Source organism: Streptomyces sp. NPDC058678, assembly GCF_042714835.1.
Lineage (GTDB): Bacteria > Actinomycetota > Actinomycetes > Streptomycetales > Streptomycetaceae > Streptomyces.
On record NZ_JBHXSG010000058.1, the window covers coordinates 42945 to 55618 of the forward strand.

15 protein-coding genes and 1 riboswitch are annotated in these 12674 nt (G+C 72.6%); of the genes, 5 read left to right on the forward strand and 10 right to left on the reverse strand.

Annotated features, from left to right (window positions below; all coding sequences use genetic code 11):
* Positions 1 to 25 precede the first annotated feature (25 nt).
* Genes ACFWWR_RS37260 through ACFWWR_RS37280 form a run of 5 tightly spaced genes read right to left on the reverse strand, consistent with a single transcriptional unit; the run spans position 26 to position 4184 of the window.
* Positions 26 to 568, reverse strand: coding sequence for a SixA phosphatase family protein (locus ACFWWR_RS37260; protein WP_383867149.1), 543 nt, complete (start codon positions 566 to 568; stop codon positions 26 to 28).
* A complete protein-coding gene (locus tag ACFWWR_RS37265; protein ID WP_383867151.1) occupies positions 565 to 1287 on the reverse strand; it encodes a hypothetical protein in 723 nt (240 codons plus the stop codon). The genes ACFWWR_RS37260 and ACFWWR_RS37265 overlap by 4 nt, the downstream gene beginning before the upstream one ends.
* 55 nt (positions 1288 to 1342) lie before the next feature.
* A complete protein-coding gene (locus ACFWWR_RS37270) occupies positions 1343 to 2161 on the reverse strand; it encodes an ABC transporter ATP-binding protein (RefSeq protein WP_383867153.1) in 819 nt (272 codons plus the stop codon).
* Positions 2158 to 3171 (reverse strand): FecCD family ABC transporter permease, encoded by a 1014-nt coding sequence (locus ACFWWR_RS37275; RefSeq protein WP_384308050.1) that lies wholly within the window; start codon positions 3169 to 3171, stop codon positions 2158 to 2160. The genes ACFWWR_RS37270 and ACFWWR_RS37275 overlap by 4 nt, the downstream gene beginning before the upstream one ends.
* Positions 3168 to 4184, reverse strand: coding sequence for an ABC transporter substrate-binding protein (locus ACFWWR_RS37280; RefSeq protein ID WP_383867156.1), 1017 nt, complete (start codon positions 4182 to 4184; stop codon positions 3168 to 3170). The genes ACFWWR_RS37275 and ACFWWR_RS37280 overlap by 4 nt, the downstream gene beginning before the upstream one ends.
* Positions 4185 to 4252: 68 nt before the next feature.
* Positions 4253 to 4443, reverse strand: a riboswitch (cobalamin riboswitch).
* A 75-nt stretch (positions 4444 to 4518) separates the two neighbouring features.
* On the opposite strand from ACFWWR_RS37280, the gene ACFWWR_RS37285 reads away from it, so the two are divergent.
* Positions 4519 to 4926 carry a CoA-binding protein gene (locus ACFWWR_RS37285; protein ID WP_383867158.1) on the forward strand — a complete coding sequence of 136 codons (408 nt, stop codon included), beginning with the start codon at positions 4519 to 4521 and terminating at the stop codon, positions 4924 to 4926.
* 407 nt (positions 4927 to 5333) lie between these two features.
* On the forward strand, positions 5334 to 6551 hold the full coding sequence (locus tag ACFWWR_RS37290) for a 4-hydroxybenzoate 3-monooxygenase (RefSeq protein WP_383867159.1): 1218 nt from the start codon (positions 5334 to 5336) through the stop codon (positions 6549 to 6551).
* Positions 6552 to 6570: 19 nt separating this feature from the next.
* On the opposite strand, the gene ACFWWR_RS37295 is transcribed toward ACFWWR_RS37290, so the two are convergent.
* Positions 6571 to 6930, reverse strand: coding sequence for an ArsR/SmtB family transcription factor (locus ACFWWR_RS37295; RefSeq protein ID WP_383867161.1), 360 nt, complete (start codon positions 6928 to 6930; stop codon positions 6571 to 6573).
* Positions 6931 to 6991: 61 nt separating this feature from the next.
* On the opposite strand from ACFWWR_RS37295, the gene ACFWWR_RS37300 reads away from it, so the two are divergent.
* The gene (locus ACFWWR_RS37300; RefSeq protein ID WP_384308053.1) at positions 6992 to 8140 is read left to right on the forward strand and encodes a cation diffusion facilitator family transporter; all 1149 of its coding nucleotides are present in this window, start codon (positions 6992 to 6994) and stop codon (positions 8138 to 8140) included.
* 3 nt (positions 8141 to 8143) lie between these two features.
* On the opposite strand, the gene ACFWWR_RS37305 is transcribed toward ACFWWR_RS37300, so the two are convergent.
* Together ACFWWR_RS37305 and ACFWWR_RS37310 are read right to left on the reverse strand one after the other, a co-directional pair.
* A complete protein-coding gene (locus tag ACFWWR_RS37305; protein WP_383867165.1) occupies positions 8144 to 8701 on the reverse strand; it encodes a YbaK/EbsC family protein in 558 nt (185 codons plus the stop codon).
* Between the two features lie 32 nt (positions 8702 to 8733).
* On the reverse strand, positions 8734 to 9306 hold the full coding sequence (locus tag ACFWWR_RS37310; RefSeq protein ID WP_383867167.1) for a helix-turn-helix domain-containing protein: 573 nt from the start codon (positions 9304 to 9306) through the stop codon (positions 8734 to 8736).
* Positions 9307 to 9411: 105 nt separating this feature from the next.
* Here ACFWWR_RS37310 and ACFWWR_RS37315 point away from each other — a divergent pair, with 105 nt between their 5' ends.
* Positions 9412 to 10269, forward strand: coding sequence for an EamA family transporter (locus ACFWWR_RS37315; protein WP_383867169.1), 858 nt, complete (start codon positions 9412 to 9414; stop codon positions 10267 to 10269).
* A gap of 8 nt (positions 10270 to 10277) precedes the next feature.
* Here the strand turns inward: ACFWWR_RS37315 and ACFWWR_RS37320 are convergent, their stop codons facing one another.
* Positions 10278 to 11033, reverse strand: a complete 756-nt coding sequence (locus ACFWWR_RS37320; RefSeq protein ID WP_383867171.1) for an acyltransferase — start codon at positions 11031 to 11033, stop codon at positions 10278 to 10280.
* 108 nt (positions 11034 to 11141) lie between these two features.
* Here ACFWWR_RS37320 and ACFWWR_RS37325 point away from each other — a divergent pair, with 108 nt between their 5' ends.
* Entirely contained in the window at positions 11142 to 11672 is a 531-nt protein-coding gene (locus tag ACFWWR_RS37325) for a gamma carbonic anhydrase family protein (RefSeq protein WP_384308057.1), read from the forward strand.
* 3 nt (positions 11673 to 11675) lie between these two features.
* Here ACFWWR_RS37325 and ACFWWR_RS37330 read toward each other — a convergent pair whose 3' ends face one another.
* On the reverse strand, positions 11676 to 12338 hold the full coding sequence (locus tag ACFWWR_RS37330) for a DedA family protein (RefSeq protein ID WP_383867175.1): 663 nt from the start codon (positions 12336 to 12338) through the stop codon (positions 11676 to 11678).
* Positions 12339 to 12674: the final 336 nt, after the last annotated feature.

The following is a 12674-nucleotide window of genomic DNA, read 5'->3' on the forward strand; positions in this document are numbered from 1 at the left end:
TTCCCGGTCCTCGGCCGACTCTCGGTCACTTCTCCCTGCCGCGCGCGACGATCACGTCCGTCAGCAGGGCCGTGCCCGGGGCGAGGTCCGACCAGGCGGCGCCGCGCCAGGCGAGCACGGCGGTCGCCGAGGTCGGGAACTTTCGTCGGACCTGGTCCAGAGCGTCGTCGAGGCTGTCCCCGGCGAGGTCGAGGACCAGTTCCTCCAGGCCGGGGTTGTGCCCGACGAGCAGGAGCGTGTCGACCTGTGCGGGCACCGCGTGCACGACGGCCAGCAGATCGGACACGTCCGCCGCGTACACCCCCGCCTCGAACCGCACCGGCGGCGGTGTCCCCCACTGCGCGGAGGCCAGCTCCCAGGTCTGCCGGGCGCGTACGGCGGTGGAGCACACGGCGAGGTCCGGCAGCAGGTCGGCCTCGGCGAGGGCCCGGCCGGCGGCCGGGGCGTCACGGCGGCCGCGCGGGGCGAGGGGGCGTTCGTGGTCGGGGACGCCCTCCGGCCAGGCGGACTTGGCGTGCCGCAGGACGAGCAGGTGACGCAGCGGGCCCGCTCCCGCCCGCGCGATCATGCCGGGGATCCCACGTCGCGGGTGAGTTCGAGACCCAGCAGCCGATCGGCGTAGGCGTACGTCTCGAAGCGGGCGCCTTCCGGCAGGTCCGAGGTCTCCACCCCACGCAGCACCCGGAGTACCGCGAGAATGTCCAGGTCGTCCTCCCAGGCGGTACGGAGCTCTCCGCGCACCTCCTCGGGAATCGCCCGCGACGGCGTGCGCGCCCAGTCGGCGACCGCACGCCGCCACCGTGCGAGGGTCTCGCGGGCCTCCCCCAGCGCGTCCGCGTCGAGCCGCACGGGCTCGCTCCGGGGCCGGGAGAGCAGCGCGAGGCGCACCTCGGCGGGGTCGGCGCCCTCCGGGATCGCGCCGGACGCGTGGTCCACGGGGCCGACGCGGATGCGGACCCCGTCGGGGGCGGTCCCGTTCTCGGCCACCACGTGGATGACCTGGGCCTCCCCGAGCCCTGACGAGACCTGCCGGCTGTCCTCGAACGGCCGGATGCCGAGGGCCGCCGCGGCCGCCCGCAGTTCGGCCTGCTGCCGCTCCCCCGTCAGCAGCGCCCAGACGGGCGTGCCGCCGAGTTCGAGGGCCCGGAACAGGACGTCGGCGACGAGCAGCACGCGCAGGGCGGTGGTGTCGCAGCCCGCCGCATGGGCCTGGACACGGGTCAGACCCCGGCGGGCGGGGGCGGGGTCGACGGGCTCGCCGGTTCGGGCGTCGATGATGCGCAGCACGAGGTGAGCGTAGGCGGGCGGACAGCACCGCGCCACCGCCTGACCGAACACGCGTTCAGGTCAGCGTGCCCAGAAACCGCACATGGGGCCGCTCCTCGGGCCCTTCCCGGGTCACGGCGGCCCGCACTCCGTACACCTCGGCGATGAGCCGCTCGGTCAGGACGTCGCCCGGGGTACCGCTCGCCACGACCCGGCCGGTGTGCAGGACGACCACCCGGTCGCAGTACATCGCGGCGAGGTTGAGGTCGTGCAGGGCGACGACGGTGGTGACCGGGAGGGCCGTGACCAGGGACAGCAGGTCGAGCTGGTGGTGGATGTCGAGGTGGTTGGTGGGTTCGTCGAGGAGGAGTTCGCGGGGTTCCTGGGCGAGCGCGCGGGCGATCTGGACCCGCTGGCGTTCACCGCCCGACAGGGTGTGCCAGGGCTGGTCGGCGCGGTCGGTGAGCCCGGCGCGGTCCAGGGCCGACCGTACGGCCGCCTCGTCGTGCGCGGCGGCGGGCGTCCAGGCGCGGCGGTGCGGGACGCGTCCGAGCCGTACCACGTCCAGGACCGTCAACTCGACCTGGGTGTCGGCCTGTTGCTCGACCACGGCGAGCCGTCGGGCGACCTCGCGGCGGGGCAGGCCGGCCAGAGGGGTGCCGTCGAGCGTGACGACGCCGGCGCTCGGGCCGAGCAGGCCGGCCAGCAGGCGCAGCAGGGTGGACTTGCCGGAGCCGTTGGGGCCGAGCAGGCCGACGGTGGAGCCCTGGTCGGGCGCGAGGGTGACGCCGTCCAGGATGAGGCGGCCGTCGGCTCGGCGGCTCACCCGGTCGGCGCGCAGGCCCTCGGCTGTGGCGGCGGGCGCGTCGGACTCCGTGCGCAGGGTCTCCTTCACCGCACCCTCCGCGTCCGGTACAGCACCGCCACGAAGGCCGGCACTCCGATCAGGGACGTCACGACCCCCACCGGCACCTCCTGCGGGTCGAGGACCGTGCGGGCCAGCGTGTCGACCCACACCAGGAAGACCGCCCCGGCCAGCGCGGTGACCGGCAGCAGCCGGGCGTGGCCCGGCCCGACCAGGGCGCGGGCGGCGTGCGGCAGCACCAGGCCAACGAAGCCGATGGCCCCCGCCGAGCTGACCAGCGCGGCCGTGAGCAGGGCCGTGACGCACAGCAGCGCCAGACGGGTGCGGGCCACCGACACCCCGAGGGCCGCCGCCGCGTCCTGCCCGAAGGCGAAGGCGTCGAGGGTGCGGGCGTACGACAGGCACACCACCAGGGCCACGGCCAGAACGGCGAAGCACACCCACACGTCGGTCCAGCCCGCCCCGCCGAGCGAGCCGAGGAGCCAGAAGAGGACGCCCCGGGTGGTCTCGGCGTCGGCCGCGGTCATCACGACGAACGAGGTCAGCGCGGAGAAGAGCTGCATGGCGGCGACCCCGGCGAGGACGACCAGGTCGGTGCTGCCGCCGAGGGTGTGGCTGAGGAAGAGCACGAGCGCGAAGGACACCAGGGCGCCGAGGAAGGCGCCCGCCGGGACGGACACCGCGCCCCCGCCGACGCCCAGCACGACCACCAGCACGGCCCCGGTCGACGCGCCCGAGGACACCCCGAGGACGAAGGGGTCGGCGAGCGGGTTGCGCAGCAGCGACTGCATCACCGCCCCGCACACGGCGAGTCCGGCGCCGCACACGGCCGCGAGGAGCGTGCGCGGCAGCCTGAGCTGCCACACGATGCCGTCCCGGATCGGCGTCAACCCCGAGGTACCGAGGCCCAGATGGGCCGCGACGACGGACCACACGTCTGCGACCCGGATGTCGGCCGGGCCGATGGTGATGGCGACGGCGAGGGAGCAGCACAACAGGAGCGTCCCGGCCGCACCGAGCAGGACCGCCCGGGCGGTCACTTCACGAGCCCGAACTCGCGCAGGCCCGCCGCGACCCGCTCCACGCCCTCGATCGTGCGGATGGTCGGGTTCATGGCCTGCCCGCTGAGCAGGACGTACCGCCGGTGCCGGACGGCGGTCATGTTCCTGGTGACCGGGTCGGACTCCAGGAAGGCGATCTTCTTCCGGGCCGACTCGGCGGTCTGCGACCTGCGGGTCAGGTCGCCGATGACGAGGACGTCGGGGTCGCGGTCGGCGACCGTCTCCCAGTTGATCTGCGGCCATTCGTCGTGCGTGTCGTCGAAGACGTTCTTGGCGCCCAGGGTGCGCGTGATGACACCGGGAGCGCCGCAGCAGCCCGCCATGTAGGGCGACTCGGAGTTGGCGAACCAGTACAGAAGAGTCACGTCGGAGGCGTCGATGCCGGACGTGGCCCTCGCCATCCTCGCCTTGAGGTCTCCGACGAGCTTCTCGCCCCGCTCCTCCACCCCGAACACGGCGGCCAGGTCACGTACTTCGCCGTAGACGGCGTCGGCGGTGAGGGGCTCGGACCGTGCGCCGTCCCCGTCGCCGGAGTTGTCCTTGCCTGCGCAGTCGGACGGGGAGACGTACGTGGGCACGCCGAGCTTCTCGAACTGCTCCCGCGAGGCCACGCCCCCCTTGCCCAGCGTGGAGACGAAGGAGGCGGCGACGAAGTCCGGCTCGGCGTCCAGGACGCGCTCGAAGGAGGGGTTGTTGTCGGCGATCCGCTCCACCTGCGCGTTCGCCTTCTCCAGCCCCTTCATCACGGGGTCGGTCCAGGTCGCCGTCCCCGCCATACGGTCGGCGAGGCCGAGGGAGAGCATGATCTCGGTGGTGCCCTGGTTGAGGGAGACGGCACGCTCGGGCGGGGCCTCGACACGTACCGTACGGCCGCAGTTGTCGAGGCTGACCGCGGCCTTCGCGGCGGATGTGCCGGCGTCGCCGCAGCCGGCCAGGAGCAGGGTTCCGGCGGCGAGCAGGGCGGAGGGACGGGCAAGACGTGCTGTTTGCACGGAAGTTGGTCCTCGATCGTCGAGGGCTCGAACGCGGAGCCCGGTCGTACGGTGCTCCCCCGCCGTACGTCACCGCGAGGGCCGCCAGCAGGTCTTCGGACTCGGGATCATCCGGTCGGGGCGCCTTCCCAGACGACATACGCGTCGTCCAGTGGCCGAGGCTCCGCCCGTCACCCTCACCGCTGCGCGTCAGCTCCGGATTCGCACCGGATTCCCTGACCCACGTGTCATGGGTTCGACTGGCCTCGGCAAGCTATCACGGCGGGGAATCCCCGGTCGCGGCGCGCTGTTGTGCCAGAGGTCAGGGCGTTCGCGAACCCTTAGGAGACCCACGGTGTACGGCGACGAGGCAACGGTCCGCAAGATCCTCACCGGGCTGGGCGACACCTGGGCCGTGGTCGGCCTGTCGTCGAACCGGCAGCGCGCCGCGTACGGCGTGGCCGAGGTGCTCCAGCGCTACGGCAAGCGGGTCGTGCCGGTGCACCCCAAGGCGGAGACGGTGCACGGGGAGCAGGGGTACGCCTCGCTCGCGGACATCCCCTTCGACGTGGACGTCGTCGACGTGTTCGTGAACAGCGACCTCGCCGGGGCGGTCGCCGACGAGGCGGTGGCGAGGGGCGCGCAGGCGGTCTGGTTCCAGCTCGGGGTCATCGACGAGGCCGCGTACGACCGCACCCGGGCCGCGGGCCTGGAGATGGTGATGGACCGGTGCCCGGCGATCGAGATCCCCCGCCTGGGCTGACGGAAGGGCTCGCCACCGGCGCGCTGCCGCATAACGACGTCAGGCGGCCGGGCCGGGCAACTGCCACGGCTCGCCGTACGGCACCGACCGGGTCGGGCGGCGCCACGAAGGACACCGTGCTGCTGCCCGGCAGCGCGTTCATGTGGGACCGAGGGGTTCGCAGGGGACGGCGAGGAGCCGGTGCGGGCGGTGCGGCTCGACGCGTTCCGCATCGACGTGTACGCGGTCACCGACAACACCGCCCGCGTCATCCGCGGTGGCTGCCACATGTGCCACGCGTCCTGCTGAAACCACTACCGCGTGGCCGGCAGGAGTGCCCACACCCCTGACACCTTCCGTGGTCACGCGGGTTTCCGCTGCGTCCGGATTCCTGCGACTCTCCGGGAACTCACCGACATAATGTTCGGGTGACCTCCACCGCTGCTCCCAACTCCGTTGCCCCGCAACGCTTTCCGGTCGTCGTCGTGGGCGCCGGGCCCGCCGGGCTCACCGTCGGCAACATCCTGCGGGCCGCCGGCGTCGACTGTCTCGTGCTGGAGACGGAGACGCGCGAGTTCATCGAGCAGCGGCCGCGGGCGGGCGTCATCGAGGAGTGGGCCGTGCGCGGGCTTCAGCAGCGTGGCCTCGCGGACGTCCTGTTGGAGCGGGCACAGCTGCACACCGAGTGCGAGTTCCGGTTCGGCGGTGAGCGCTTCCGGTTCTCGTACGTGGAGCTGACGGGGACGCACCACTTCGTCTACCCACAGCCGTTGCTGGTGACGGACCTGGTGCGCGAGTACGCGGACGTGCGGGGCGGCGAGGTGCGGTTCGGCGTGCGGGACGTCCAGCTGCACGACCTGGACACCGACCGGCCCTCGGTGTCGTACGTCCGCGCGGAGACGGGCGAGCGGGAGGTCGTCGAGTGCGACTTCGTCGCGGGCTGCGACGGGGGACGCGGGGTGACCCGTGGCGCCCTTCCCCAACACGCGCACATCTCCCGGCACGACTACGGCATCGGCTGGCTGGCGCTGCTCGCCGAGGCCCCTCCGTCCAACGACTGTGTCGTGTTCGGCATCCACCCGAACGGCTTCGCCGGGCACATGGCCCGCAGCCCCGAGGTGACCCGGTACTACCTGGAGTGCCCGCCCGGCGACGACCCGGAGAACTGGTCGCACGAACGCGTCTGGTCGCAGCTCCAGGAGCGGCTCGCGGCCACCGGCGTCGGTCCGCTCACCGAGGGACGGTTGATCGAGAAGCGCGTCCTGGACATGCACAGCTACGTCGTCGAACCCATGGTGTTCGGCCGGCTCTTCCTGGCCGGGGACGCCGCCCACCTGACCGCCCCCATCGCGGCGAAGGGCATGAACCTCGCCCTGCACGACGCCTTCCTCCTCGGCGACGCCCTCGCCGGGTACCTCACGAAGGGCGACGAGACCGGTCTGGACGGTTATTCGGAGGCGTGCCTGCGGCGGGTGTGGGACTACCAGGAGTTCTCGCAGTGGCTCTCCGAGGTCTACCACGGCACCTCGTCGGGCGACGCCTACCGTGCGGGCACCACCTTCGCCCGACTCCGCCGCCTGTTCACCTCGCCCGCCGCCGGGGCGGCCTTCGCCGAGCAGTACCTCGGTACGGCCACCGCGTACTGACCCGTTCCGGCCGGGCGCGTCAGTCGTGCGGCGGCCGGTCGCTGAGCCGGTGGTCCGCCACGTTCAGCGCCTCGTCCACCAGTCGGCGCAGATGGCCGTCGGGCAGCGAGTAGACCACCCGGCGGCCCTCCTTGCGGGTGTTCACCAGCCCCGCCAGCCGCAGCCTGGCCAGGTGCTGGCTGACGGCCGGCCGGGCCGCCCCGCACGCCTCCGTGAGCGTCGTGACGTCGGCCTCTCCCGCGGCCAGCGCGTGCAGCAGGGTGAGCCGGGTCCGGTCGCCGAGCAGGGCGAGCAGTTCGGCGGCGAGCGCGAACTGTTCCTCGCCCGGGGTGCGCGGGTGCGCATCGTTCGCAGGTGATAGGTGCATGCGTGCGCTCATACGCACATAATGGCCTCGTGGGCGTCGCGCGTCCACTCCCGGCGCATGGAAGGGGATCCACGTGAGCGACCGGCACGACCATGAACACGGGCACGGACACGGGCACGGGCACAGGCACAGGCAGGAGGCTGGGCGCGGACATGGACATGAACGCGGCCACGACCACGGGCATGCCCGCCCGCACGACCCTCACGAGCACCCACACCCACACCCCCATCCCTCACGCCGACTGCGCCACCGCCTCACCCACCTCCTCACCCCCCACTCCCACGAGACCGCCGACAAGCTCGACTCAGCCCTGGAGTCCTCGGCACGCGGCATGCGGGCCTTGTGGATCTCGCTGGCGGTGCTGGGCGCGACGGCCCTGGCGCAGGCGTTCGTGGTGGCAGTCTCCGGTTCGGTCGCGCTGCTCGGCGACACGGTGCACAACACCGCGGACGCGCTGACCGCCGTACCGCTCGGGATCGCGTTCGTGCTGGGCCGGCGCGCGGCGACCCGCCGCTTCACCTACGGCTACGGCCGCGCCGAGGACCTCGCGGGCATCGCGATCGTGCTGACGATCGCCGCGTCGGCGGCCTTCGCGGGATGGGTGGCGGTGGACCGGCTGCTCGATCCGCGGCCCGTCGAGCACGTGTCGGCGGTCGCGGTGGCCGCACTGGTCGGTTTCGCGGGCAACGAGTGGGTGGCCCGCTACCGGATCCGGGTAGGCCGCGACATCGGCTCGGCCGCGCTGGTCGCGGACGGGCTGCACGCCCGGACGGACGGTTTCACGTCCCTGGCCGTCCTGCTGGGCGCGGGCGGCTCGGCCCTCGGGTGGCAACTGGCCGACCCCGTCGTGGGGTTGGCGATCACGGCCGCCATCACGCTGGTGCTGCGGGACGCGGCGCGCGAGGTGTTCCGGCGGGTGATGGACGCCGTCGACCCGGCCCTCGTGGACCGGGCCGAGCAGGCCCTGCGGGAGGTGGCAGGGGTGCGGGAGGTGGGCGAGCTGCGGCTGCGCTGGATCGGGCACCGGCTGCGCGCCGAGGTGGCGGTCGTGGTGGACGGCGAGGCGACCGTACGCCAGGCGCACGGCATCGCCGTGGAGGCCGAACACGCCCTGCTGCACGCCGTCCCGCGCCTCACCGCGGCCCTGGTGCACGCCGATCCGGCACCGGTGCCGGGCGAGGCGGATCCTCACCACGCCCTCGCCCACCACGGGGCGGCCTGAGCGTCAGGCGACCCCCAGCCCTTCCAGTACCACGGCACCCGGCACCTCCGCGAACGCCTTCCCCGGCACCAGCAGCTTGCCGCGCCGCCGTCCGCTGCCCACCAGGACGTACGGCAGGTCGACGACGGCGGAGTCCACCAACACGGGCCAGTCCTCGGGCAGTCCGATCGGAGTGATGCCGCCGTACTCCATGCCGGTCTCCCCCGTCGCCGTGTCCATCGAGGCGAACGAGGCCTTGCGGGCACCGAGTTGGCGGCGGACGACGCCGTTGACGTCGACCCGGGTGGTGGAGAGCACCACGCACGCGGCCAGGGTGCTCTCGCCGCCGCGCTTGCCCGCGACGACGACGCAGTTCGCCGACTGCTCCAGCAGTTCGCGGCCGTAGTGCTCCACGAAGACGGCGGTGTCGGCCCACTGCGGGTCGGTGTCGACGTAGACGATCTGCTCGGCGGGGACGCTGCCGTTCCAGCGGCGTACGGCGTCGGCGACCGGGTGGGTCAGCTCGTCGAGGCAGTCGGGGGCCGGGGTGGCACGGTCGAAGTGTCCGATGGGTGCGTCCATGCCCGCACGCTAACAAAACCGACCGGGCCGTCTCAGTGCACGGGCGGGACGGAGACGGCCATCAGCATCCGCATCGGAACGTCGCCCTGATTGCCGTACGTGTGCGGGGTGTTGGCCTCGAAAGAGGCGGTCGCGCCCGCCGGGACGCGGTACTCCACACCGTCCACGGTGAGCGTCAGCTCACCCTCGGTGACGTGGAGCAGCTCGGCGGTGCCGGTGGGGTGCGGGTCGGAGGAGCTGTTCTCGCCCGGCATCAGCCGCCAGTCCCACAGCTCCAGCGGGCCGGGGGCCTCGGTTCCGGCGAGGAGGAGGTTGTAGCTGCCGGCGTCGGTGTGCCACAGCCGTACGGCCTGCTCGGCGGGGACGACCCGGACCTTCGGCCCCTGTTCGTAGTCAAGCAGGGTGGTGATGCTGATCCCCAGCGCGTCGCCGATCTTCACGACCGTGCCGAGGCTGGGGTTGGTGCGGGACTGCTCGATCTGGATGAGCATGCCGCGGCTGACTCCGGCCCGGGCGGCGAGCACGTCGAGGGTGAAGCCGCGCACCGCGCGCCAGTGCTTGACGTTGCGCGCCAGGGACTGGGTCAGCAGGTCGAGGTCCGACACGTTCCGTCCAACATCTAGTCCAATATTATGAATGACAGAGTTCAGTTCACTGAACTACCTTGGGGGTGCACCCGATCGTTCACCGAACTGTACTGCGAGGTCACCGTGACAGCACTCTTCGCCCTGGCCACCAGCCTGTTGTGGGGCGTGGCCGACTTCGGCGGCGGACTGCTGACCCGGCGCACCCCGGCGCTGACGGTGGTGGTCGTCTCACAGAGCGTCGCGGCGGCCGTGCTCGGCGCGGTCGTCGTGGCCACCGGCGGCTGGAGCGAGACCGGTCCGCGTCTGTGGTTCGCGGTCGCCGCCGGCGTGGTGGGGCCGGTCGCCCTGCTCTGCTTCTACAAGGCGCTCGCGCTCGGCCCGATGGGCGTCGTCTCCCCGCTCGCCACCCTGAGCGTCGCCGTTCCCGTGGGCGTGGGCCTCTTCCTCGGCGAGCGTCCGGGGGTCGTACAGGTCGCGGGCATCGCGGTCGCCGTGGCCGGTGTCGTCCTCGCGGGCGGACCGCAGCTGCGGGGCGCGCCCGTACAGCGTCGCACCATCCTCCTGACCCTGGTCGCCGCGCTCGGTTTCGGCACGGTCTTCGCGCTCATCGCGGAGGCCTCGACGACCGTCACGGGCCTGTTCCTCGCCCTGTTCGTGCAGCGCGTGACCAATGTGGCCGTGGGCGGCGCCGCCCTGTACGTCTCCGTGAAGCGTGGTGCCGACGCCCTCCCGGAGGGCGGCTTCCCCTGGGCCTCACTGCCGGCGCTCGCCTTCGTCGGCCTCGCGGACGTCGCGGCGAACGGTACGTACTCCGTCGCCGCCCAGCACGGCCCGGTCACCGTGGCCGCCGTCCTCGCCTCGCTCTACCCGGTGGTGACCGCCCTGGCCGCGCGCGGCTTCCTCCGCGAACGACTGCGGGCTGTCCAGGCGGCGGGAGCGGGACTGGCCCTGGTGGGCACGCTGCTCCTGGCGACGGGCTGAGTCCTCGGTCAGTCCAGCTCGGCGAGCTTCGCCGCCGTCTCGTCGTCCAGGCCCGCCAGTCTGCGCAGCTGTTCCGGGGTGACTCCCTCGGGAATCGGCACCGGTGCCGGCGTCCTGAGCGGCGGCTGCCAGCCGTCGCCGGGAGTCCAGCGCCGTACGACCCGGGCGGGCGCCCCCGCCACGACGGCGTGGTCGGGCACCACACCGCGGACCACCGCTCCGGCGGCGACGACCACGTTCCGCCCGATCCGCGCGCCGGGCAGGATCACCGCCCCCGTCCCGATCCAGCAGCCCGGCCCGATCTCCACCGGCTCCATCCGGGGCCACTGCTTGCCGATCGGCTCGTGCGGGTCGTCGTAGGAGTGGTTCGTGGACGTGACGTACACATACGGCCCGAAGTAGCAGTCGCTGCCGATGGTGACCGTCGTGTCGGCGATGACATGACTGCCCCGGCCGAGGACGACTCCGTCCCCGATGCGCAGGATCGGGTCGGGGCCGAGGTCGAGGTCGGGCATCAGACCGGCGGTCAGGGTGACCTGTTCGCCGACGATGCAGTGCGCCCCGAGGTGGATCCAGGCTTCACCGAAGACCGTGCCGAGCGGGAAGGCCAGCCGGGTGCCCGTGCCGAGCGCGCCGAAGCGGAACCGTCCCGGGTGTTCGGCGGTGACAGAGCCGGTGCGCTGCACCCAGGCCCAGCCCGCGTGCACGGCCCGCTGCGCGAGGCCGCGCGACCATGATGAGAACGTGTTCCTGCGCTTCGACACGCGCTCACCGTACTCAGCGTGACGTGGCCCCATGAGGGCGAGGGGCTGTGATCTTCACCCCACCCGGTGGCGTACCGTGCCGGTGTTGTCGACGAGGAGGAGAGGGCGATGGGGCAGAGGGCGTTGATCACGGGCATCGGCGGCAAGGAACCGAACATCCACGAGGAGGCCTTCGTGTCGCCCACGTCCTCGGTGATCGGCGACGTGACGCTGGAGGCGGGCGCGAGCATCTGGTACGGCGCCGTGGTCCGAGGCGATGTCGAGCGGATCTCCGTCGGGGCCCGGAGCAACATCCAGGACAACTGCACGCTGCACGCCGACCCCGGTTTCCCCGTCACCATCGGGGAGCGGGTCTCCGTCGGTCACAACGCCGTGGTCCACGGAGCGACAGTCGGGGACGACTGCCTGATCGGCATGGGCGCGACGGTCCTCAACGGCGCGGTGATCGGGGCAGGTTCCCTGGTAGCCGCGCAGGCGTTGGTGCCGCAGGGCATGCGGGTACCCCCCGGCTCACTCGTCGCGGGCGTCCCCGCGAAGGTGAGGCGGGAGCTGACGGAGGAGGAGCGCCAAGGCGTCACGCAGAACGGCACGCTGTACGCGGACCTGGCGAAGGCGCACAGCGAAGTGCATCAGGACTGAGCGTCAGTCGACGGCCGGAACGGGTTCGGGCTCGGGCTCGGGCTCGGCCGTCTGCTTCTCCGCCGTCGCCTTCTTCGCCTTGCGCTTCAGCACCAGCATCGAGGTGAGCCCCACCAGCACCGCCGCCACGAGCCCCAGCCACGAGAACCGCTTCAGCCACGACTCGGCGACGATCCCGACGTAGTAGATGACGGCCGTCGTGCCGCCCGCCCACAGGATCCCGCCGAACACGTTGGCGATCAGGAACTTCCAGTACGGCATCCGCAGCACGCCCGCGAGCGGCCCGGCGAAGATCCGCAGCAGGGCGACGAAGCGGCCGAAGAAGACCGCCCACATGCCCCACTTCTCGAAGGACCGCTCGGCGGTGGCGATGTGTCCCTCGCTGAAGTGCTTGGGGAACTTCTTGCCGAGCCAGGCCAGCAGCGGGCGTCCGCCCTTGCGGCCGATGGCATAGCCGATGGAGTCGCCGACGATCGCGCCGACGCTGGCGCACACGCCGAGGATCACCGGGTCGATGCCCGCGTGCTGCGAGGACATCAGGGCGGCCGACACCAGGATGATCTCGCCGGGCAGCGGGATGCCCAGGCTCTCCAGTCCGATGACGATTCCCACGAGGGCGTAGACGGCGACCGCGGGCACCGTGTCGAGCCAGTCCTGGACGTGCAACGCCGGTTCCTCCGATTCGCGTCACTGCATTCTCGGCGTGCGCCGGTCAACAGGCACACGGCGGGAAGCCTACCGGGTCACCGGGACGCCTCGGCGCCCCACGGGTCGCACTGGTGTTCCCGGCTCGCGGTGTCACGCACGACCTTGCCGCCCCGGGACAACGAAGGGGCCACCCCGGCGGGGTGACCCCTGGGCCGTCCGCGACCCTCCGACGACCCGACCAGGGCCTGTCCGGCGGATCACGCCGCAGACGCGGGGGCGGGGACGCCCGGAGTCGGGCGTGGGAGCCCCCGCCCGAGTAGGGCCATGGGGGCCGGGGGTTTTTGGGCGGGAATA

Excerpts from the sequence above, each read along its gene's own strand:
- ACFWWR_RS37305 (WP_383867165.1), bottom strand. The coding sequence starts at position 8,701 with ATGGACGCACCCATCGGACACTTCGACCGTGCCACCCCGGCCCCCGAC.
- ACFWWR_RS37325 (WP_384308057.1), top strand. The coding sequence starts at position 11,142 with ATGGGGCAGAGGGCGTTGATCACGGGCATCGGCGGCAAGGAACCGAAC.
- ACFWWR_RS37295 (WP_383867161.1), bottom strand. The coding sequence starts at position 6,930 with ATGAGCGCACGCATGCACCTATCACCTGCGAACGATGCGCACCCGCGC.
- ACFWWR_RS37260 (WP_383867149.1), bottom strand. The coding sequence starts at position 568 with ATGATCGCGCGGGCGGGAGCGGGCCCGCTGCGTCACCTGCTCGTCCTG.